Annotated in this window: 22 protein-coding genes; 17 read left to right on the top strand and 5 right to left on the bottom strand. The window is 63.1% G+C overall.

All coding sequences use genetic code 11. The annotated features are described in order from the left end of the window. Positions 1-5: 5 nt before the first annotated feature. Positions 6-476, bottom strand: a complete 471-nt coding sequence (locus BJP06_RS02430) for a metallopeptidase family protein (protein WP_071572696.1) — start codon at positions 474-476, stop codon at positions 6-8. A gap of 93 nt (positions 477-569) precedes the next feature. Between BJP06_RS02430 and BJP06_RS02425 the strand changes: the two genes are divergently transcribed. The 12 genes from BJP06_RS02425 (at position 570) to secA (ending at position 13,976) form a co-directional block, all read left to right on the top strand. Beyond that, positions 570-1,076, top strand: coding sequence for a DUF3499 domain-containing protein (locus tag BJP06_RS02425; RefSeq protein WP_255365770.1), 507 nt, complete (start codon positions 570-572; stop codon positions 1,074-1,076). Between the two features lie 10 nt (positions 1,077-1,086). Continuing rightward, a complete protein-coding gene (locus BJP06_RS02420) occupies positions 1,087-2,472 on the top strand; it encodes a phosphomannomutase/phosphoglucomutase (protein ID WP_071572695.1) in 1,386 nt (461 codons plus the stop codon). Between the two features lie 105 nt (positions 2,473-2,577). Further along, positions 2,578-3,765 (top strand): mannose-6-phosphate isomerase, class I, encoded by a 1,188-nt coding sequence (gene manA, locus BJP06_RS02415; RefSeq protein WP_071572694.1) that lies wholly within the window; start codon positions 2,578-2,580, stop codon positions 3,763-3,765. A gap of 102 nt (positions 3,766-3,867) precedes the next feature. Then, positions 3,868-4,518 carry a hypothetical protein gene (locus tag BJP06_RS02410; protein WP_071572693.1) on the top strand — a complete coding sequence of 217 codons (651 nt, stop codon included), beginning with the start codon at positions 3,868-3,870 and terminating at the stop codon, positions 4,516-4,518. A gap of 204 nt (positions 4,519-4,722) precedes the next feature. After that, positions 4,723-5,082, top strand: a complete 360-nt coding sequence (locus tag BJP06_RS02405) for a DUF4259 domain-containing protein (protein WP_071572692.1) — start codon at positions 4,723-4,725, stop codon at positions 5,080-5,082. 34 nt (positions 5,083-5,116) lie between these two features. Beyond that, a complete protein-coding gene (locus tag BJP06_RS02400) occupies positions 5,117-5,722 on the top strand; it encodes a dTMP kinase (protein ID WP_071572691.1) in 606 nt (201 codons plus the stop codon). Between the two features lie 18 nt (positions 5,723-5,740). Beyond that, complete coding sequence (gene mtrA, locus BJP06_RS02395) at positions 5,741-6,412, top strand: MtrAB system response regulator MtrA (RefSeq protein ID WP_070477811.1); 672 nt, start codon at positions 5,741-5,743, stop codon at positions 6,410-6,412. Between the two features lie 9 nt (positions 6,413-6,421). After that, positions 6,422-8,056 (top strand): MtrAB system histidine kinase MtrB, encoded by a 1,635-nt coding sequence (gene mtrB / locus BJP06_RS02390; protein WP_304440869.1) that lies wholly within the window; start codon positions 6,422-6,424, stop codon positions 8,054-8,056. Then, positions 8,046-9,752 (top strand): MtrAB system accessory lipoprotein LpqB, encoded by a 1,707-nt coding sequence (gene lpqB, locus BJP06_RS02385; protein ID WP_255365769.1) that lies wholly within the window; start codon positions 8,046-8,048, stop codon positions 9,750-9,752. The genes mtrB and lpqB overlap by 11 nt, the downstream gene beginning before the upstream one ends. A 5-nt stretch (positions 9,753-9,757) precedes the next feature. Then, entirely contained in the window at positions 9,758-10,402 is a 645-nt protein-coding gene (locus BJP06_RS02380) for a ComF family protein (protein WP_071572689.1), read from the top strand. Between the two features lie 129 nt (positions 10,403-10,531). Further along, the gene (hpf, locus tag BJP06_RS02375; RefSeq protein WP_070362946.1) at positions 10,532-11,224 is read left to right on the top strand and encodes a ribosome hibernation-promoting factor, HPF/YfiA family; all 693 of its coding nucleotides are present in this window, start codon (positions 10,532-10,534) and stop codon (positions 11,222-11,224) included. Positions 11,225-11,435: 211 nt separating this feature from the next. Beyond that, positions 11,436-13,976, top strand: a complete 2,541-nt coding sequence (secA, locus tag BJP06_RS02370; protein ID WP_071572688.1) for a preprotein translocase subunit SecA — start codon at positions 11,436-11,438, stop codon at positions 13,974-13,976. Positions 13,977-14,010: 34 nt separating this feature from the next. On the opposite strand, the gene BJP06_RS02365 is transcribed toward secA, so the two are convergent. Further along, positions 14,011-14,418, bottom strand: a complete 408-nt coding sequence (locus BJP06_RS02365; RefSeq protein ID WP_071572687.1) for a hypothetical protein — start codon at positions 14,416-14,418, stop codon at positions 14,011-14,013. A 151-nt stretch (positions 14,419-14,569) separates the two neighbouring features. Here BJP06_RS02365 and BJP06_RS02360 point away from each other — a divergent pair, with 151 nt between their 5' ends. After that, positions 14,570-14,983 carry an HAD family hydrolase gene (locus BJP06_RS02360; RefSeq protein ID WP_070975921.1) on the top strand — a complete coding sequence of 138 codons (414 nt, stop codon included), beginning with the start codon at positions 14,570-14,572 and terminating at the stop codon, positions 14,981-14,983. After that, the gene (locus BJP06_RS02355) at positions 14,983-15,477 is read left to right on the top strand and encodes a hypothetical protein (RefSeq protein ID WP_070362942.1); all 495 of its coding nucleotides are present in this window, start codon (positions 14,983-14,985) and stop codon (positions 15,475-15,477) included. The genes BJP06_RS02360 and BJP06_RS02355 overlap by 1 nt, the downstream gene beginning before the upstream one ends. On the opposite strand, the gene rsgA is transcribed toward BJP06_RS02355, so the two are convergent. Further along, a complete protein-coding gene (gene rsgA, locus BJP06_RS02350; RefSeq protein ID WP_071572686.1) occupies positions 15,451-16,473 on the bottom strand; it encodes a ribosome small subunit-dependent GTPase A in 1,023 nt (340 codons plus the stop codon). The two genes, BJP06_RS02355 and rsgA, sit on opposite strands and share 27 nt — an antisense overlap. A gap of 10 nt (positions 16,474-16,483) precedes the next feature. Next, positions 16,484-17,752, bottom strand: coding sequence for a 3-phosphoshikimate 1-carboxyvinyltransferase (aroA, locus tag BJP06_RS02345; protein WP_071572859.1), 1,269 nt, complete (start codon positions 17,750-17,752; stop codon positions 16,484-16,486). 21 nt (positions 17,753-17,773) lie between these two features. On the opposite strand from aroA, the gene BJP06_RS02340 reads away from it, so the two are divergent. Next, positions 17,774-18,421: an SOS response-associated peptidase gene (locus BJP06_RS02340; RefSeq protein WP_071572685.1), complete on the top strand. Its 648-nt coding sequence runs from the start codon at positions 17,774-17,776 to the stop codon at positions 18,419-18,421. Here BJP06_RS02340 and ybaK read toward each other — a convergent pair. Next, positions 18,418-18,885 (bottom strand): Cys-tRNA(Pro) deacylase, encoded by a 468-nt coding sequence (ybaK, locus tag BJP06_RS02335; protein ID WP_071572684.1) that lies wholly within the window; start codon positions 18,883-18,885, stop codon positions 18,418-18,420. The two genes, BJP06_RS02340 and ybaK, sit on opposite strands and share 4 nt — an antisense overlap. A 45-nt stretch (positions 18,886-18,930) precedes the next feature. On the opposite strand from ybaK, the gene BJP06_RS02330 reads away from it, so the two are divergent. After that, positions 18,931-19,542, top strand: a complete 612-nt coding sequence (locus BJP06_RS02330) for a sigma-70 family RNA polymerase sigma factor (protein WP_071572683.1) — start codon at positions 18,931-18,933, stop codon at positions 19,540-19,542. Further along, entirely contained in the window at positions 19,542-19,817 is a 276-nt protein-coding gene (locus BJP06_RS02325; RefSeq protein WP_071567268.1) for a hypothetical protein, read from the top strand. Before BJP06_RS02330 ends, BJP06_RS02325 begins: the two co-directional genes overlap by 1 nt. Positions 19,818-20,284 lie beyond the last annotated feature (467 nt).

The raw sequence follows: 20,284 nt of genomic DNA, 5'->3' as shown, positions 1-20,284 counted from the left end.
TGGTTCTACCAGGGGAAGTCGGAATCGATGTCCCGTGGGTCCAGGTTGATATACGAAGCAACAAGGGCGGTCAGTACCCAATGAATGAGGGCTGACCGCTCTTCTGCTGTCTCGGTACGCTGCTCAATTGGGCGGCGAAAGAGTACGAAACGCGCCCGCGTCGGAATACCGTAGCGGTCCACGCCTGCCTGTAGGATGCGGCCGAGTGGGACGGGGCCGTCGGCAACGATCTCGTCGCTGAAGCGGGCAACATCGGGGTGCAGGCGCATCCGGGGGATCGTATCGACGGCCAAATCCACCGTGGCTAGCTGCTCGAAGTACGCGTTGTGCAGCGGGGCGTACGTGTCTAGCACCAGCTGGTCGAACTGCGCGGAGCGCGTCCGGTAGCGGGGAACGCCAACGGGAAGCAGTGGGCCACGGGCCCCGCGTCCATGGCGGTCCCGTGCAGTCCGAAGGTGGTGGATTGGCACGTTCATGCCCCAGATTCTAGAGATCGTGGGGTGTGGCCGGGCGTGGCGCGCCGGGGACGTACTACCAAAATCTCAAGTTGGGGTTTAGGCTTAGACGGCGTGAGTACTTTCCGTCGGTGTTGTCGTCCTGGTTGTGGCAGGCCTGCTGTGGCCACGCTGATTTATGCCTATTCGGAATCGACAGCAGTCATTAGCCCGCTCTCGCCGAACCCTGAGCCGCACGCTTGGGACCTCTGTGAGCGACACTCGGCGCACATCACGGCCCCTGTCGGTTGGGAGCTGGTGCGAGTAGAAGCCGTCGATATCTTTGACGACGAGGCGCACGCGCTCGAGGACGAAGAGCTTACGGCCCTGGCGCACGCTGTCCGTGAGGCAGGCCGCGTGACCACCGGGCTGGTGGAAAACGGTGGCGACCCAATCGAGTACGAGGCGACGAAAGACTTCAACGACCCGTCGACCTCGAACCACCCAGTACACCGCACGAAGCGGATTGAGGAGCACCTCGCCGCGGAACGTGACGCGCGGCGCTCCCACCTCCACGTTGTGCCCGACCCTGCTGAAGGTAGTGAAGGTACTGAAGGCGGCGACGAGGAGTCGAGCCACTAAGATTGCCGGTATGGCTATTGAGCACACCTATGAGTCCTTGAAGGACCTTATTAAGGCGTATGACATTCGCGGCGTTGTTGGTTCCACCATTGATGCGGACACTGTTCGCACAGTCGGAGCGGCATTCGGCCACATCCTGTACAGCGAGGGGGAGCGAACCATCGCAGTCGGCCACGACATGCGGCCGTCCTCGCCGGAGCTGTCGGCCGCGTTTGCAGAAGGCGCAACCTCGCAAGGGTTGCACGTTCTCGACCTGGGGCTGACCTCTACTGATGAGCTCTACTACGCGGCTGGCACCTTCGAGTGCGCCGGCGCGATGTTTACCGCCTCCCACAATCCGGCCCAGTACAACGGCATCAAGTTGTGCCGCGCGGGCGCAACCCCGGTCAGCACAGACACCGGCCTTTCGGAAATTAGCCGTATGCTCATCGAGGGGGTTCCGGCGTTTGAGGGCGAAGCTGGGAGCGTCGAGAAGCGGGACGTGCTGGATGCGTATGCGCGCTTCCTCCGCCAGCTGGTGCCGCTGCCGCAGGGCAAGGCGCTGAAGGTCGCCGTCGACGCCGCAAACGGTATGGCGGGGCTCACAGTGCCAGCGGTGCTCGGCGACCTGGATATCCGGCCGCTCTACTTCGAGCTCGACGGCACGTTCCCGAACCACGAGGCGAACCCGCTCGATCCGAAGAACCTTGTTGACCTCCAGCGGTTTGTTGTCGAAGAAAAGGCCGACATCGGGCTTGCCTTCGACGGCGACGCGGACCGCTGCTTCGTCGTGGACGAGCGCGGTGAGGCTGTGTCCCCGTCCGCGATCACAGCGTTGGTCGCCACTCGCACCCTTGCAACGCACCCTGGCGCGACCATCATTCACAACTTGATCACCTCGCGGGCGGTGCCGGAAATCATTCGTGAGCAGGGCGGCAAGCCGGTTCGCACGCGGGTCGGCCACTCGTATATCAAGGCTGAGATGGCGCGCACCGGGGCGATGTTCGGTGGGGAACACTCGGCGCACTACTACTTCACGGAGTTCTTCAACGCGGACTCGGGGCTGGTGGCGGCGCTGCACGTGTTGGCGGCGCTTGCGGAGCAAGACAAGCCGCTGAGTGAAATGATGGCCCAGTACGAGCGCTACGAGGCCTCCGGGGAGATCAACTCCACCGTCGCGGACCAGGCAGCTGCTACCGAACGTGTCCTTGAGTCGCTCGGCGACCGCGTCGCGGATATCGACCGCCTCGACGGTGTGACGGTGACGCTTCGCGACGAAGACAGCGCACCTGGCCCGGTGTGGTTGAACCTGCGCGCGTCGAATACGGAGCCGCTGCTGCGTCTCAACGTTGAGGCTCCAACCAGGGCGAAGGTCGACGAGATTGTGGAGGAAGTCCTGGCGGTGATCCGTCAGTAGCTTGTGGTCTCTGTCGCCGTTCCGTGAATCGGCGCCACGCTGGTATTCTGAAACGCTGTTGTTTCAACTGTTGCAACGCCGACGGAACTTGCGAAGGAGACACTTATGGAGCACCTGCAAGGGGCTCTGCGGACGTACCCGTGGGGGTCGCGCACATTGCTTGCGCAGCTGCGCGGCACCGAGGTGCCAAGCGAGGCACCAGAGGCCGAGCTGTGGTTCGGCGCCCATAGCGCCGCGCCTTCGCTGGTGGGCGGGCAGGGTCTTGACGCCGTGATCGCCGCTGACCCCGTCGGAACGCTGGGCAAGCGGGTCGCCGACCAGTACGGCTCGCAACTGCCGTTCTTGCTGAAGCTGCTCGCCGCCGCCGAGCCGCTGAGTATCCAGGCACACCCGTCGCGCTCGCAGGCGAAGGCCGGGTTCTCCCGGGAGGAAGCCCAGGGCATCAGCCTGGATGATCCGACGCGAAACTACAAGGACCCGAACCCGAAGCCGGAGCTGATTGTGGCGCTGACCCCGTTCGAGGCGCTCGCAGGGTTCCGCCCGCTGGAGCAAACGCGCGAGTTTTTCGCCGCGCTCGACTGCGAGGAGCTTGACCGTTACGCCTCGCTTCTCGACGCAACTTCGGAAGAAGCCGGACTCCGCGCAGTATTCACGACGTTTATCTCCCTGCCAGAGGATCCCCGCACCTCTCTGATCGCCGCGATTGTTCCGGCGGCCCAACGCGTCGCCAAAAACGCTGCGGCGGGGGAGTCCGCGGCGCTGGCCGAGATGTTCTTGCGGGTGCATGACAAGTACCCGAACGACGTCGGCGTCCTTGCCGCGTTGCTGCTCAACTACGTGCAGATGCGCCCGGGGGAAGCGCTCTACCTGGCGGCTGGCCAGCTCCACGCGTACCTTGCTGGGCTTGGCGTGGAAATTATGGCGAACTCCGACAACGTGCTTCGCGGGGGGTTGACGTCGAAGCACGTTGACGTGCCCGAGCTTGTGAAGGTGCTCGACTTTTCTTCGCTGGATGACCCGTTTGCGGCGACGTCTGAGCAGGACAACGTGGTGAGCTTCCACTTGCCCGTGCAGGATTTCATCATGAGTGCCCACCGCGTCGACGCCGAGCACCCGATGCACGTGGACACCGACGGCCCTGCGATCATCTTGTGCACCGAAGGGCAGGTGTGCGCGGGCGATTTCGTGCTCACGCCTGGTCAGGCTGCATGGATTCCGGCCTCCGACCCGGCGGTGACGTTCGACGTCGCTGAGGGGTTCACTACTGCGCAGTGCTTCTACGCGCGCGTCTAGGACTGATCCTCAGTAGGTTCTTCAGGCGAGGTTGACTCCTCGGAAGTCGTTGCTTGGGCCGCTGCTTGGGATTCCGGGCTTGGCTCCTGCTCGCTCGTCGGTGTGTACGTAGGCGTCGGCGCTGATGTGGACGCCGTGGCGCCGGGGTTCGGGGCCGAAGTCGTAGACGTCGTCGGTGCTTCCTGCGTTGGCTCCGAAGGCAGCATCGTCGGGGATAACGGCTGCGTTGTCCCAATCGTGGTTCGCGTTGACACGGTGGCCGGTGCCTGCTGCGTCGTCTGCGGGCGCGAGGTGCTCGAGGCGGTGCTCGGCACGTGCGGCGTGTTGGCCCGCGGGGAGCGCTGCTTCGGCCGCCGCGGCTCAGCGGTTAGCGCAGGACCCGCCGGCCGCGGCGCGGACGTAGCCGGCGCCACGTTCGAAGGCCGGTACTGCTTCGTCGGCTCCGTCACGGCAGGGCCTCCCGAGAACGCGTGTGCCGGGGCGAGTGGGTCCGCAGACAAGTTGTACGCCGACGGGGGAGTCGTGGCGACGTGCGCATCAGCAGCGTGTGGCGCTGCTGCATCACGGCGCGAGGGGCTCGAAGGGGGCGTCGATAAGGAAGCGGTTGTTGTGGTGGAGGTTGTTGCGATGAAGCCGGCCTGTGTGCTGGCGTTCGAGCGTCCGGGCGATGATGCGTTCCAGACAACAACTCCCACCGCGATGGCAACACAGATGCCGAGCGCCATGAATGTGGCAACTCTCCTTTGCGTCTGATTCATAGGTTGCCCTTCGCCGCAGAATTTCCAGAATTACAAAACGATAACAATTTCGTTGCTTGGAAACGTTTATAGCATGGATGGTAGACATTGAAAAGGGCCGCCCGCACGGTTTTCAGGTGGGAAGCAGGGGAGTTCGCAATGCGTGCTGTGCCGTGTAGATTGCAGGGTATATACAGCCTCCACCTGAAAGGACGCACTGATGAGCAGCTGGGACCAGAAGATTTTCTCTGACGACGACAACATTGATTTTCTCGACGAGATCGCGGATTTGGACGAAGAGGACATTCTGGAAGCTGTCCGTGACGCGGTGCTGCTGGCTGCGGACCAGGACAGTGCCTCAGACGAGGAACGCACCAATGGGCTCGCCGCGGCGACCATCACTGCTATCTGGGCCGGTGCACCATTTTCCGCCGGTGAGATTGCGGAGCGTTTCCCGTTCATCCGTGGCAACAGCGGTGAGCTTGACGAGCAGCTCATTGAAAGCGCGGCCGAGCTGCTCGAGGCAGTCGGTGACGACGAGGATGAGGACGTCGAGCAGTTTTTGGAAGCGCTCGCGTAGAAAAGGCGACGGAGGGCAGGAGGAGGTTAGCGGCATGATCATCGCCATCGAGGGCATTGATGGGGCGGGCAAGAACACCATCGTGCGGCGCATCGTGGAGGAATACGGCGCGGATACGCTGTCTTTCCCGCGCTACGAGGATTCGCTGCACGCGCAGCTGGCACAGGATGCCCTCTACGGCAAGATGGGTGACCTGGTGGATTCCGCCTATGGGATGGCGACGATGTTCGCGCTCGACCGCCACGGCGCAAAGGAGCAGCTCGCGCAGTACCAGGGCGCGCCGGACCGTATCCTGTTGCTCGACCGCTACGTTGCCTCGAACGCCGCGTACACCGCGGCGCGCACCGGCGATGATGCCGCGGCAGAGTGGGTGGCCGAGCTCGAGTTCGAACGGCTCGGGCTGCCGAAGCCTGACCTGCAGGTGCTGGTCGCTACTTCTCCGAGCATTGCGCGGGAGCGTGCGCAGCGCAGGGAGGCGCAAGACGCTTCGCGTACCCGCGACCATTACGAGCGCGACGGCGGCCTGCAGGACGCGACGTTTGCGCAGTACCAGCGCCTTGCCAGCAGCGGCTGGGTGAGTCGGTGGATTTCCACGTCGGATGCCACGGCTATTATCCAAGCAATACCAAGCGCGCGTTAAGAGGAGCCACCAATGTCCATGTCGAAAATCCTGGTCGTTGACGACGACCCCGCCATTAACGAGATGCTCACCATCGTCCTGGAGGCCGAGGGGTTTGATTCCCGTCCCGTCACCGATGGTGCCGAGGCCGTCCAGGCCTTCCACGAGTACGAGCCGGACCTGATCTTGCTGGACCTCATGCTTCCAGGTATGAACGGCATCGACATCTGCAAGGCGATCCGCCGCGAGTCCTCAGTGCCGATCGTGATGCTTACCGCGAAGACGGACACGGTCGACGTGGTGCTCGGCCTCGAGTCGGGCGCGGACGACTACATCACGAAACCGTTCAAACCGAAGGAGCTCGTGGCCAGGATCAGGGCCCGCCTGCGCAGGACGGATGAGGAACCAGGCGACGTCATTGAAATCGCCGACTTAGTTATCGACGTCCCCCAGCACATGGTGACCCGCAACGGCGAAGAGATTGCGCTGACCCCGCTCGAGTTCGACCTCCTGCTGGAAATGGCGAAGAAGCCGAACCAGGTCCACTCCCGCGACGAGTTGCTGGAATCCGTGTGGGGCTACCGCAACAACTCCGATACCCGCCTGGTCAACGTGCACGTGCAGCGTCTGCGTTCCAAGATTGAGCACGACCCGGAGCACCCCGAGATCATCCAGACTGTGCGTGGTGTGGGCTACAAGTCCGTGAAGTAAGAATGGGAGGTGGCGCTCCTGTTCGCCGTACTGAAACGTAGCAGGGACCGAATCACAGAGGCGTGGCGTACTTCGTTGCAGGTGCGCTTCGTCGGCACAGTGCTGATTGTTTCCGCTGTGGTGATGTTAGTGTTGGGGTTCGCGTTGGCATCCGTGGTGAGCCAGCGCATCGCTGCCTCGAAGATTGAGGCGGCGAGCGTGGAAATCGACCGCGCACGCGTCACGGTTGAGGAGCAGATTAACAACTCGGGGTCGGCGACCTCGCTGCAAAGCCGTTTGAATTCGGCGCGCGCCGGGCTGACGCAGCGCACGCAGCAGAGCTCTGAGGCGACCGCCGTGTACGAGCCGGTGCTGGTGGTGAAGAACCCGAACGGGATCGTTACGTCCTCGCCGGAGGCGTATCAGATCCCGGACAAGCTGGAGGAATACGTTGCGGAGGGGAACATTGCGTACCAGTTCTCTTCGGTGCAGCGCGGTGACCACTCGTCGTACAACGCGCTGATTATCGGCACTCCGACGACTTCTGATGTGCCACACTTGCAGCTCTACCTCGTGATGAATATGGACAACGATGCCTCGACGCTCGCGCTGATGCGCGGCATCTTAGCGACGGCCACGGTGATCGTCAGCGTCCTGCTGGTGGGGATTGCGTGGTTGGCGTCGCAACAGATTGTTGCACCGGTGCGCTCGGCGTCGCGTACTGCGCGCCGGTTTGCTGAAGGCCACTTGCGTGAGCGCATGCCTGTCGACGGCGAGGACGAGATGGCGGTGCTGGCGCTGTCCTTCAACAACATGGCGGACAAGCTGTCGCAGCAGATTGATCACCTTGAGCGCTACGGCGACCTGCAGCGTCAGTTCACGTCCGACGTGTCCCACGAGCTGCGTACGCCGCTGACCACGGTGCGGATGGCGGCGGATATGATCGCCGCCGACGAGGACTCCCTGGAGCCTGGTACCCGCCGCGCTTCCCAGCTGATGACTCGCGAGCTGGACCGCTTCGAGGCCCTGCTCAATGACCTGTTGGAGATTTCCCGCCACGACGCCGGTGTCGCCGACTTGTCCGTCACCCAGATGGATATGAAGTCGCCGATCATGTCGGCGTGGCAGCAGACGCAGCACCTCGCGGACGAGCTCGGCGTGGAAGTTTCCTTCGATATGCCGGAGGAACCAGTGATGATGCTGGGCGAGTCCCGCCGGATCGAGCGCATCGTGCGTAACCTCATTGCGAACGCGATTGACCACTCGGAGGGCAGGCCGGTTACCGTGACACTGCGCGCCAACGAGAGTGCCGTCGCGGTGACGGTCAGGGACCACGGCATCGGGCTCAAGCCTGGGCAGGAGGAACTGGTGTTCAACCGTTTCTGGCGCGCCGACAAGTCCCGCAAGCGCCACTCTGGTGGCACCGGTCTTGGCCTGGCCATTGCCCGCGAGGACGCGCAGCTGCATCACGGCACGCTGGAAGCCGTCGGGGAAGAGGGCGTCGGTGCGCTGTTCCGTCTGGTCCTGCCGCTGGATCCGGAGGCAGGCTTTTCGACGTCCCCTCTGCCCCTCGAGCTGGAACCCGGGGCGGACGCGGACAGCGTCGAAGTGGACGTCGAAACGCAGGACGAGGAAAGGCAGCCAGATGAAGTGCATGAAGCGTAGGTACCTTGCTATAGCGATGAGCACGACGCTGCTCTTGGGCGGGTGCGCGACGCTGCCGTCGAATACTGACCCGCATGTGCTCCGGCCCTACCAGGAGGAAGCGCCGGAGTCGGAGATTATCGGCCCGATCAAGGACCGCGAGCCGGACCTTTTGCTGCGTGACTTCTACGCGGCCTCCGCGATCCCAACCGGCGACTACGAAGCGGCGCGCGCCTTCCTCACTGAGGCCGCGAAGCCCACGTGGAGCGCCAACGAGCAGACGCTCATCGTCGACCGGATCGGGTTGAATACGGTGTCCGGCAGCTCGGGGAGCAAGCGCAGTTTTGCGGTGCATGGCAACGTGGTCGGCGCGCTCGGCAGTGGTGGCGTGTTCACTCCGGAGCGCGGTACCTACGAGGCCACGCTGGAGCTCGAGCAGGTCGACGGCCAGTGGCGCATTTCCTCGTTGCCGCCCGGCGTGGTCATGGAGCGCACCGAGCTGCGCAACCAATACCAGCCTTACAACCTGTACTTCTTTGATCCGACCGGCAAGGAGCTGGTCACCGACCGGCGCTGGGTCTACGCGCCGCGCGATTTCCTACCCAGTACGCTGATCTCGCTGCTGCTCGAAGGGCCGACTAGCCGCTTGCGCCCCGCGATCATGGGGACGCTGCCATCGACGGTGCGCTACACCGGTTTCGAGGGCGGTGTCTACCACTTTGCGGGCCTCGGCAATATGGACGAGGCCGCGCGCAGCCGTTTCGCCGCACAGGTGGTGTGGACGCTCGCCTCCGCAGGCGTGACCGGCCCGTTTTCGCTCCTCGCCGACGGCGAGCCGCTCATCACCGGCGCCCGCGAACTGACCACCGACGACTTCATCGACGTCAGCCCCGTCGTCGAGCAAGTCGGGGAGAGCACCCTGTACTCGCTTGCCGACGGCCACGTCTCCCAAATCACCGGCGGCGGCCCGCAGCCTGTTGCCGATGTGCTGGGCAACACGCACAGCGTGGTCACCGCCGACATTTCCGGTGAGGGGCAGTGGGCCGCGGTGTTCAACGTCGGCGACGGCCCCGAAGGCGCCGAGCTGCGCCTCGGGCAGCTCACCGGCGGTAGCGTGGACGTGGTGAAGGCGGAGACCTTCTCGCGCCCATCGTTCGAGCCAAACAGCAAGGCGGTGTGGACCGTTTCGGACGGCAAGCACATCCTGCGCTCCACGCAATCCTCGGCGACAGGGGAGGTCACCACCGAGGAAGTGCACGTTGATCTTCCCGAAGATGTCGACGGCAACATTTCCGTGCTGCGTCTTTCCCGATCGGGCTCGCGCGTCGTCATGGTGATTGACGGCCGCCTGTACACCGGCATCATCGAGCAGCGCGCCGCAGGCGCCGGCACCATCGTCAACGTTCTCGAGTACAGCTACGAGCTCGGTGGCAGTGTGGTCTCCGCGGACTGGCACCCCGACGGCTCGCTCATCGTTGGCACCTCGAACCCGGCGTCGCCCGTGATGCGTGTGGAGCAGGACGGATCTTCGACCACCGCGCTGTCGCTCGGGAACATCTCCGCGCCGGTGGTGGCCGTGGCGGCGTCGCCAAACATGCTGTACGCGACCGACGCAAACGCCATTTTGCAAATGCCCGTCAGTGGTGCTGACACCCCGATCTGGCGCGAGGTGCCTGGCCTCCAGGGTGTGCGCTCACTGCCGATCATCGCGAGGTAGGCGGCGTGGCGCTCGCAGAGGTTGGTGAACTCTTCCTACCGCGCCACTGCGCTGGGTGCGGCACCCCAGGCTCCGTGTTGTGCCCAGCCTGCCGCACTGAACTGTCGGCACTGCCGCGCCGGGTGTCGCCGCAGCACTTGCCGCACGTGCCGGTGTTCGCGCTCGGGCCGTACGGCGGCGCGCACCGTGGGGTAGTGCTCGCGATGAAGGAGCGCAGGAATTTGGCTGTGCGCAAGCATGTCGGGGCGGTGCTGGACGCGGCGCTGACCTTTCTTGAGGTTCGCGGTGAGATTCACCCGGACGCGCTGCTGGTCCCTGCGCCGACGCGCGCGGCCTCGGCAAGGGAGCGCGGCGGGGACCCGGTGAGCGTGATCTGTAAGCGTTCGGGGCGCAAGGTGGTGGACGTGTTGGAGCTCGCGGAATCAACGACTGACCAGTCGGAGTTGGACGCGGCGCACCGCCGGTCCAACTTGGCCGGCGCGGTGCGGATGCGCCGCGGGTGGGAGGCGCTGCACACGGGCACCGGCGCTGGCCCCGTCATTGTTGTCGACGATGTCGTGACCACCGGCGCCACGCTTCAGACCAGCGTAGAAGTGCTGCTCGCGCACGGGTTTGACGTGGTCAGCTGCGTTGCCGTGTGCGCCGCCTAGCCGCGCAGCACGCATGGTGTTCGCTGGTAGCAAACTGGCAGGGAGTTTTACACAGATACGTAGCCATTGGTTATTACCAGTTGTATAGTGGTGATAGACCCAGTTCCAACAACGCTAGGGAGGAAGCAGATGACTTCTGCAGAGCACACCGACGGATTCGCACCAGCAGCCCAGGTTACGATTACTGGCCGTAACGTCGAGGTCCCAGAGCATTTCCAAGAGCGCGTCAACGCCAAGCTCGCCAAGATTGAGAAGCTTGATCCAACGTTGACGTTCTTCCATGTTGAGCTGCAGCACGAGCCGAACCCTCGTCGTGAGGCACAGGCACAGCGCGTGCAGATTACTGCGACCGGCAAGGGCCACCTGGCACGTGCGGAAGCCAAGGAAGACAGCTTCTACGCAGCGCTTGAGTCCGCGCTGGGTAAGCTGGAGCGCTCCTTGCGTAAGGTGAAGGTCCGCCGCGAGATTGCTCGTTCCGGCCACCGCGCACCGAAGTCCACCGGCGAAATCGCAGCTGAGCTTGCGCACGAGGCAGAGGATGCTCGCGCAAAGCAAGCGGAGGGCCAGTACGACACTGACCCGTACGCTGGCACCTTTGAGGATGCCCCGCTCGGCCAGGTTGTGCGTCGCAAGCTGCACCCGGATACCCCGATCAGCGTCGATGAGGCGCTCTCCGAGATGGAGCTGGTTGGCCACGACTTCTACCTCTTCATCGATGAAGAGTCGAAGCGTCCAGCAGTGGTCTACCGCCGCCACGCATACGACTACGGTCTGATCACCCTGGCTCCAGAAGATGAGGTCAAGGCAAACGACGAGAAGTAGCGTCGTCACTGTATGATTCGTCGCCTGCTTGTGTAAGCAAAAAGCTTGTACGGGCGGGCGGCGTTTTCACATTCTTTTCTTATTGATTCCACCAGTTGTGATTGCCTGTTTTCGTTGACGCGTGCGTACAATGGCCGATTGGTACATAAAAGCAGCGCGTAGAGCTGGCGTGATCGCTTTGTTTTTCTAACTTTTGAAGGATTCTAGAAACGTGTTTGGACTGTCGAAACTGCTGCGTGCGGGTGAAGGGCGTATGGTAAAACGCCTCTCGAAGATCGCTGATCAAGTCATGGATCTCGATGACGAGTACGCGGCACTCACAGATGACGAGTTGAAGGCCAAAACGGAAGAGTTTAAGCAAAAGATTGCCGACGGCGCTTCGCTCGACGACATTTTGCTCGATGCGTTCGCGACAGCCCGCGAAGCATCCTGGCGCGTGCTGGGGCAGAAGCACTACAAGGTGCAGATCATGGGCGGTGCCGCGCTCCACTTCGGTTCCGTCGCCGAGATGAAAACTGGTGAAGGTAAGACCCTGACCTCGGTGCTGCCTGCCTACCTCAATGGTTTGAGCGGCAAGGGCGTGCACATTGTTACCGTCAACGACTACTTGGCAAAGCGTGACGCCGAGATGATGGGTCGTGTCCACCACTTCCTGGGGCTCGACGTGGGTGTGATCCTGTCCGACATGCGCCCGCAGGAGCGCAAGAAGGCGTACGACGCGGCGATTACGTACGGCACCAACAACGAACTCGGCTTCGACTACCTGCGTGACAACATGACCCGTTCGGTCAACGACATGGTGCAGCGCGGCCACAACTTCGCCATCGTGGACGAGGTTGACTCGATTCTTATCGACGAAGCCCGTACCCCGCTGATTATTTCCGGCCCGGTTGATGGCTCCAGCCAGTTCTACACCGTGTTCGCGCAGCTCGCACCGCGTATGCGCGAGGGCATCCACTACGAAGTGGACCACCGCAAGCGCACCATTGGTATCTCCGAGGAAGGCGTGGAGTTCGTCGAGGACCAGCTGGGCATTGACAACCTGTACGCGCCTGAGCACTCGCAGCTGGTGAGCTACCTGAATAACGCTATTAAGGCGAAGGAACTCTTCGAGCGCGATAAGGACTACATCATCCGCCAGGGTGAGGTCATGATCGTCGATAGCTTCACGGGTCGCGTGCTGGCGGGCCGTCGCTACAACGAGGGTATGCACCAGGCGATCGAGGCGAAGGAAAACGTCGAGATCAAGAACGAGAACCAGACGCTGGCGACGGTGACGCTGCAGAACTACTTCCGTCTCTACGACAAGCTGGCTGGCATGACCGGTACCGCTGAGACTGAGGCGGCGGAGCTGCACCAGATCTACAAGATGGACGTTGTACAGATTCCACCGAACCGCCCGAACCAGCGCGTGGACCGCGACGACCTGATCTACAAGACGCAGGAAGCGAAGTTTGCCGCTGTTGCGGAGGATATTGCGGAGCACGTCGAGAAGGGCCAGCCGGTGCTGGTCGGTACCACCTCGGTGGAGCGCTCGGAGTACCTCTCGCAGCTGCTGACGCGCAAGGGCATTAAGCACAATGTGCTCAACGCGAAGCACCACGAGGAAGAAGGCCGCATTATCGCGGAGGCTGGTCTGCCGGCGAAGGTGACGGTCTCTACGAACATGGCTGGTCGCGGTACGGATATCGTGCTGGGTGGCAACCCGGAAATTCTGTTGGATGCGAAGCTGCAGGAGCAGGGCCTCGACCCGTTCGAGGATGAGGAGCGCTACCAGGAGGCGTGGAACGAGCAGCTGCCGAAGGCGAAGGAGCGCTCGAAGCAGCTCGGCGACGAAGTGCGTGAGGCCGGTGGCCTGTACGTGATCGGTACGGAGCGCCACGAGTCTCGTCGCATTGATAACCAGCTGCGTGGCCGTTCTGGCCGTCAGGGTGACCCGGGTGAGACCCGTTTCTACCTGTCGATGCGCGACGAGCTCATGGTTCGCTTCGTTGGCCAGTCGATGGAAAACATGATGAACCGCCTCAACGTTCCGGACGATGTTCCGATTGAGGCGAAGATGGTGTCGAATGCGATTAAGGGCGCGCAGTCGCAGGTTGAGAACCAGAACTTCGAGATGCGTAAGAACGTCCTGAAGTACGACGAGGTGCTCAACGAGCAGCGCAAGGTGGTCTACGGTGAGCGCCAGGAGATCTTGGCGTCGAAGGACATCAAGGATCAGGTCCGCCGCATGATCAGCTCGACTGTCGGCGCGTACGTGGATGGCGCGACGATGGAGGGCTACGTCGAGGACTGGGACCTGCAGGAACTCTGGCACGCACTCGAGTCCCTGTACGGCCCGTCGAAGACGGCCCAGGAGCTTATCGACGGCGACGAGTACGGCAAGCCGGGCGAGCTCACCGCTGAGCAGCTGCGCGAGGCACTCATCGACGACGCCCAGGCGCAGTACGATCAGCTCGAGGCGAACGTTGCCGAGATCGGCGGCGAGGAGCAGATGCGCAACGTGGAGCGTATGGTGATCCTGCCGATCATCGATACGAAGTGGCGTGAGCACCTCTACGAGATGGATTACCTCAAGGAGGGCATCGGCCTGCGTGCGATGGCGCAGCGCGACCCGCTGGTTGAGTACCAGAAGGAGGGTGGCGACATGTTCAACGCGATGAATGAGGCCATCCAGGAGGAGACGGTGCGTCAGCTCTTCATGATGCGCAAGCAGTTCGAGTCGGCAGAAGACGAGACGGCGCAGGCCTAACCTCGTCCTGCACGCCCCGGCCGGTTGGTGTTCCTTAGAGAATCTTGAAGGACACCAGTCGGCCGTTGTCCATTTTTGCCACGAACCCGAAGCGCTTTTGCCCTGTAGCGACGGTGCCGAAGAACTCGCCGCCGTCGCGGGCGTGGCAGGTGACGATGCGCGGCGGGCCCGCGTGTTGTTGCTGGAAGCGACGGTAGGCGCGGACGTTGGTGCGGGCGGCCGTGGAAAAGCGGTCGGCGCGCAGTGCACGGAGGTTTGTGGCTCCGAAGCTTGCTGCGAGCGCTGTGCGCACGAGCGGGGCGACGTTGGATCCGGTGCGGCGAGGGTCGCTGGGTGAGTACCGTGCTTGGCGGCGGCGCGTTTCCGCTGCGCGTCCGGAGCGCTTCGGGGAGGGAACGAGCAGTTGAACGTGCTGGTGGCCAGGGGCGGGGTAGTAGGTCACGGCGGGGTCCTTTCGTATCGTTGTGCACGGTGCGGGGTGCTGGTAGGTAGTATTGTGCACGTTCGCGCCGTGAGGGCGCTAGGAGAATTTGCGCACTTTGGTGTGCACTGCAGAAGAACCGAAAACGAAGTACAGGAATTGAGGCGTCCAAATGCAGGGACTCATTATTGACTACGCAGGTGTGTTGGACCAGGACCCGGAGGATCAGCGCCGCTGGCAGCAGCTGATTGAGGCTGTGAAGGAGAAAGACAAGGCCGTAGGCATTTTGTCCAACGAGGAATCCGAGGGCCAAATGGCGGACGCGGTGCGGGACTGGGAGTTCCGCGGTGTCGTGGACGCGGTGGTGCTCTCCGGCGACATTGGTGCGGAGAAGCCGTCCCCGGCAGCATTCCAGGCCGCGGCGGATGCGCTGGATATTCCGCTCAATGACTGCGTCATGATCGATGACGACATCATGAACGTCCGCTCGGCCGTCGAGTGCGGCATGATCGCGATTTTGCACACGGCGTTTGACCGCACCGCGGTGGAGATCCAGACGCTGTTCAATATCGAGGGGGAGTTTTAATGCGCGTCTACATCCCCGCGACGTTCTCCATGGTGGAGGGACTCGCCGCAGACAAGGTGCTGCACCCGCGCAACGGGTGGGGCTTCGCCGCGACGACGGCGCTGCGCGAGTTCTTCACCTCCGGCGATGAGGAGGAGATTGAGGCAGTAGCGTTTGACGACGCCGCGCTGGCCTCCATCCGTCTGCTGGCGATTGGTGACCAGGATCGGTTCCCGCACCGCCGCGTGGTGATCTCCGCGGACGTGGACGCCGAGGAAGCCGATGACATGGGGGACTCCGTCGTGCGGGTGTCTGGGCCGGTGGCGCTGGAGGACGTTGCGGCGATCCATATCGACCTGGCGGAGGCGGAAGCGGCGACGGCGAAGGCCATCGAACACATCGACGCCGCAGACCTCGGGGACGAGGACGCGGAGCTGGCTGTCGGGGACGCGCAGGACAATTACCTGGCGTTTTACGACGTCAGCGAGCTACCGTTCCTCGTCGAGCTGCTTTAGATCCCACTCGTTGTTGGAGCGCAGCGCGCTGAGTAGGCGTCGCACGGCGGCGACGCGGCGCGACAGCGCCCCTCCCTCGAAGGCGTCCCAGGCGCACTCCGGGTCCGTGGGCGGGCCGGCGTGCGTGCAGCCGCGCGGGCAATCCTGGGCTGCCTCGGCGAGCTCGGGGAAGACGTCGATTACTTGGTCGGGGGAGACGTGCGCCAGGCCGAACGAGCGGATGCCCGGTGTGTCGATGATCCAGCCGCCGCCCGGAAGCTCGAGCGCCACGGACTGCGTTGAGGTGTGGCGGCCTTTGCCCACGCCGGAGACGTCGCCGGTTTCGCGTTGCGCGTCCGGGACGAGGCGGTTGACCAGCGTCGACTTGCCCACGCCGGAGTGGCCGACGCAGGCCGATACGTGGTCGTTGAGGCGTTGTGTGAGTTGGTCGAGGGGGTCGTCGATACCTACGGTGAGGACTTCGACGTTGAGGTCCTCGATTTCGGCGATGAACTCGTCCGGGCGCGCGAGGTCGGTCTTGGTCATACAGACGATGGGGCGCACGTCGCCGACGAACGCGGCGATGAGGGCACGCTCCACCAGGCCCGTGCGTGGTGGCGGGTCGGCGGCGGCGACCACGATGAGTAGCAACTCAGCGTTGGCAACGACGACACGCTCGAAGGGGTCGGTGTCGTCGGCAGTGCGGCGGAGTACAGAGATGCGGTCGGCGCGGTGCACGATGCGGGCGAGCGTGTCCTTGCGCCCGCTGGTATCGCCCACAACGCTGACTCGGTCGCCGACTTCGATGCTGGTGCGCTTCAGGTGGCGCGCCCGCATGCAGTTCACCAGGGTGCCGTTGTCCATCATGACGCCCCAGCGCCCCCTATCCTTGGTGACCACCATTCCGGTGAGCGCGTCCTCGTAGGAGGGACGGTCCTTGGTGCGGGGGCGTGAGCCGCGCCCGGGGCGGACGCGGACGTCGGATTCGTCGTAATCGCTGAACTTGCGGCGTGCCATGAGGTTCTTTCTATGCTTCTTCTTGTTCGAGCGCGGTGTGCCACATCGCGGGGAAGTCGGGCAGGGTCTTCGCGGTGGTTGCGATGTTTTCTACCTGCACATTTGAGGTGCGCAGCCCAATGATCGCGCCGGCGGTGGCCATGCGGTGGTCGTCGTAGGAGTGCCACGTGCCGCCGTGGAGTGGCTGCGGGTGGATGCGGAGGCCATCTTCGAGCTCTTCGCACGAGCCGCCAAGTCTGTTGATCTCGGTGGTGAGGGCGGAGAGTCGGTCCGTTTCGTGGCCGCGTAGGTGCGCGATGCCAGTCAGCTCGGAGGGGGTCGCCGCCTGCGTCGCCAGCGCTGCGACGGTCGGGGTGAGCTCACCAATGTCGCCCATGTCCAGGCTGATGCCACGCAGCGTCCCCGGCGTGGGGCCCTGGACGCGCAGCGCGTTGCCCGACATATCTACTTCGCAGCCCATCTGCGCCAGGATGTCGCGGATGGCGTCGCCAGGCTGCGTCGTCTGCGCAGGCCAGTGCTCGATGCACACCTCGCCGCCGGTGACTGCCGCAGCGGCCAAAAACGGCGTCGCGTTCGACAAGTCGGGCTCAATCTCCCAGCGCCGCCCGCGGATCTCCTGCGGGGCAACATGCCAGGTCGAGTTCTCGTACTGCGTCTCGACGCCCGCTTCGCGCAGCATTGCCACCGTCATATCGATATGTGGCATGGATGGCAGCGAGTCGCCAGTGTGAGTGATCGTGACGCCGTGCTCGAAGCGAGCCGCGGCAAGCAACAGACCGGAAACGAACTGGGAGGACCCGGACGCGTCGATGCTGACGTCCCCGCCTGCGACGGTGCCGGTGCCGTGGACGGTGAAGGGGAGGCGCTCACCTTCGATGTCGGCGCCGAGTTGGCGCAGCGCATCCAGGATGGTGCTCATCGGCCGGGTGCGGGCGTGCGGGTCGCCGTCGAAGTGGGTGGTGCCCTGCGCGAATGCTGCCACGGGAGGCACGAAGCGCATCACAGTGCCGGCCAGTCCACAGTCGATGTCGCCACCGCGCAGGGGAGCTGGTTGGACGTGGACAGTGTCGCCGTCGTGGGTGAACTGCACGCCGAGGGCAGCCAGGGCCGCCTCCATGAGGTCGGTGTCGCGGGAGCGCAGCGCCCCGACGAGCGTCGACGGGCCAGAGGCCAGCGCCGCCAGGATGTAAGCGCGGTTGGTCATCGACTTTGACCCCGGCAGCGCGAGCGTGGCGCGGACGGGGTCGGCAATTGAGGGGGCTGGCCACAAGTCAGTCATGGCGTACATCATAATGGAGGAATGTGTGGCCGTTTCGTTTTGTTTAGTACCGGCGAGCGACTCGTTGAATTTGTGGGCACCTTGCCCGGCGTCCGAGAGGTCGCAGCCCCCGACGGCACGCCGCCTGCCCGTTACAACGTCGCGCCGACCCACCAGGTCCCGCTCGTGCGCTTCCGCGGCACCGAGGCGGTGCTCCAGGCCGCCCGCTGGGGGCTGCTACCAGGCTGGAAGCGCGACGACTCCGGCCCACCACTGTTCAACGCGCGTGGCGAGACTGTTGCGGAGAAGCCATCGTTTCGGAATGCTATGCGCGCGCAGCGCGGCATCATGCTTCTCGACGGCTACTACGAATGGCACGAAAAACAGCCCTACTACGTCACCCCAGAGTCCGGGATGCTCGTTGCCGCCGCATTGTGGGACACCGGCGCCGACCGGCTTTCGACGACCATGGTCACCACCGACGCCGCCGAGCGCATCGCATGGCTGCACCACCGGCTCCCACTCTTCCTCCTCCCCGAGGAGGTTGAGCAGTGGACGCAGGGCACACCCGAAGAAGCCCAGGCGCTCATTCATCCCTCACGGGTGGCGCCACAGCTGCAGTGGCACGCTGTAGGGCGCGAGGTGGGCAACGTCCGAAACGACTCGCCCGAACTCATCCAACCGATCTAGGCGCCGATCGGTGCGAACTTCCCGGACGTCAGCTTCGCCAGGTCACCCGGGGCAAGTTGCACGGACAGTCCCCGTTGACCGGCTGAGACGGTGATAGCGTCGAGGGGCTCGATGGTGGCGTCGAGAAGCACTGGGAGCCTCTTGAGCGTGCCCAGCGGTGAGATCCCACCCACCACATAGCCCGTGGCGTGCTCAGCCTGGGCGAGCTCCGCCATCGCCGCCTTCTTCCAACCCAGCGCCTTCGCCGCCGCCTTCAAACTCAAGTGCCCGGAGACAGGCACGCAACACAGTGCAAGCTTCTTCGGGTCCTGCACATTCGACACCACCAGCGTCTTGAGTACCGTCGTAGGATCAAGCCCCAGCTCATGGGCCGAATGCTCACCGAAATTATCCTGGCTCGCGGCGTACTCCAACACCTTATGCGGAGTCTTCGCCACAACTTTCAAAGCACGAGTTCGTTGCATACAGACGATGCTACGTCGCGCGCTCGGCTGGCTACAATGGCCCCTATGCCCGAAACAGACCTCAAAACACGCTTTACTGAGGAAGCGATGCCACTGCTCGACCAGCTCTATGGTGGCGCGCTGCGGATGACCCGCAACCCACAAGACGCCGAAGACCTCGTACAAGAGACCTTCTTGAAAGCGTACAACGCGTTCGACAGCTTCAAACCAGGGACCAACCTGAAGGCCTGGATGTACCGAATTATGACGAACACGTACATCAACACGTACAGGAAGAAGCAGCGTCGACCACTAGAAACTTCCGCCGAGGACGTGACCGACCACCAGCTCTACACCACAAGCTCACACGATTCGACGGGCCTCGAATCGGCGGAGGTCGAGGCGCTCAAGGCGATACCGAACTCGCGGATCAGCGAAGCACTCAACGCGCTCAACGAGGACTACCGCATGGTGGTCTACTACGCGGATGTCGAAGGCATGGCGTACAAGGAGATCGCCGAAGTGATGGACATTCCGCTGGGGACCGTGATGAGCCGACTGCACCGTGGAAGAAAACAGCTTCGCGAGATGTTGAAAGACGTAGCACACGAACAAGGCATAGGGCTCGACCATGCGGATATGGCGGAGTTGACGCAGCAGAAAGCGGAGGAGAAGTAATGGCAACAGAACATAACCACGCAAATGAAGCTGACTGCCGTGGCATGCACCAGCTGTTGTGCGAGCTGTTCCAGCCCGATACTCCACCTGAGCGTGTTGCCGCCATCCGGCAGGAACTAGCGAGCTGCCCGGACTGCCTCCGTCAGCTTGAATCGGAGGAAGCGATCCGTGGCCTGGTGCGGGACTGCTGCGGGCAGGCCCACGCGCCAAGGGTGTTGCGGGAGCGGATTATCACGTCAATTTCTTACACAGAGGTGCGTATTCAGCGGCGTTAAATGCCGCGTGTTGGCGTTGTTTGCCGGGCCCGAACCAGTACAAGCATCATGCTGGTTCGGGCCTTTCATACTTTCGACCCAACCCAACGGGGGTAAAACACGGGGGTGGCAACTGTTCAACGATCACGAAAAGGTCTGCCTAACGCATCCATAGGGCCTAAGTTTGGCTACACCCGACCACGAAAGGTTTTTGGTATAAAAATGTTGTGCATTAATAGTGTCGGCGACACGTGTCGAGTGACACATGTCGTGCCTGGTAATCCTGATTTGTTAAGTATTCTCTTACCTACTGTTGCACTAGAGCGCATATTATGCGGGTGGGTTGATTGTTGAACACCCATCGACAGGTGTCGGTGGGTTTGTTGAACATGTTGGGTTTGCTGCGATGGTTTCTGAGTGTTTTTTAAGCTATGTGTGCAGGTTGTGGGGCTAGATGTGTTGAACAATCCGGGTTTTGTGGGCGTGTT

Source organism: Corynebacterium sp. NML120713 (assembly GCF_001875735.1).
Taxonomy (GTDB): Bacteria; Actinomycetota; Actinomycetes; order Mycobacteriales; family Mycobacteriaceae; genus Corynebacterium; species Corynebacterium pseudogenitalium.
This window is presented reverse-complemented; position numbering and strand designations above follow the sequence as displayed.

Coding starts and splice junctions, on each gene's coding strand:
- BJP06_RS02430 (WP_071572696.1), bottom strand. CDS start 476: ATGAACGTGCCAATCCACCACCTTCGGACTGCACGGGACCGCCATGGA.
- hpf (WP_070362946.1), top strand. CDS start 10,532: ATGACTTCTGCAGAGCACACCGACGGATTCGCACCAGCAGCCCAGGTT.
- BJP06_RS02340 (WP_071572685.1), top strand. CDS start 17,774: ATGTGTGGCCGTTTCGTTTTGTTTAGTACCGGCGAGCGACTCGTTGAA.
- BJP06_RS02400 (WP_071572691.1), top strand. CDS start 5,117: ATGATCATCGCCATCGAGGGCATTGATGGGGCGGGCAAGAACACCATC.
- BJP06_RS02420 (WP_071572695.1), top strand. CDS start 1,087: ATGGCTATTGAGCACACCTATGAGTCCTTGAAGGACCTTATTAAGGCG.
- aroA (WP_071572859.1), bottom strand. CDS start 17,752: ATGACTGACTTGTGGCCAGCCCCCTCAATTGCCGACCCCGTCCGCGCC.
- BJP06_RS02355 (WP_070362942.1), top strand. CDS start 14,983: ATGCGCGTCTACATCCCCGCGACGTTCTCCATGGTGGAGGGACTCGCC.
- BJP06_RS02325 (WP_071567268.1), top strand. CDS start 19,542: ATGGCAACAGAACATAACCACGCAAATGAAGCTGACTGCCGTGGCATG.
- manA (WP_071572694.1), top strand. CDS start 2,578: ATGGAGCACCTGCAAGGGGCTCTGCGGACGTACCCGTGGGGGTCGCGC.
- BJP06_RS02405 (WP_071572692.1), top strand. CDS start 4,723: ATGAGCAGCTGGGACCAGAAGATTTTCTCTGACGACGACAACATTGAT.
- BJP06_RS02330 (WP_071572683.1), top strand. CDS start 18,931: ATGCCCGAAACAGACCTCAAAACACGCTTTACTGAGGAAGCGATGCCA.
- rsgA (WP_071572686.1), bottom strand. CDS start 16,473: ATGGCACGCCGCAAGTTCAGCGATTACGACGAATCCGACGTCCGCGTC.
- mtrA (WP_070477811.1), top strand. CDS start 5,741: ATGTCGAAAATCCTGGTCGTTGACGACGACCCCGCCATTAACGAGATG.
- ybaK (WP_071572684.1), bottom strand. CDS start 18,885: ATGCAACGAACTCGTGCTTTGAAAGTTGTGGCGAAGACTCCGCATAAG.
- BJP06_RS02360 (WP_070975921.1), top strand. CDS start 14,570: ATGCAGGGACTCATTATTGACTACGCAGGTGTGTTGGACCAGGACCCG.
- lpqB (WP_255365769.1), top strand. CDS start 8,046: ATGAAGCGTAGGTACCTTGCTATAGCGATGAGCACGACGCTGCTCTTG.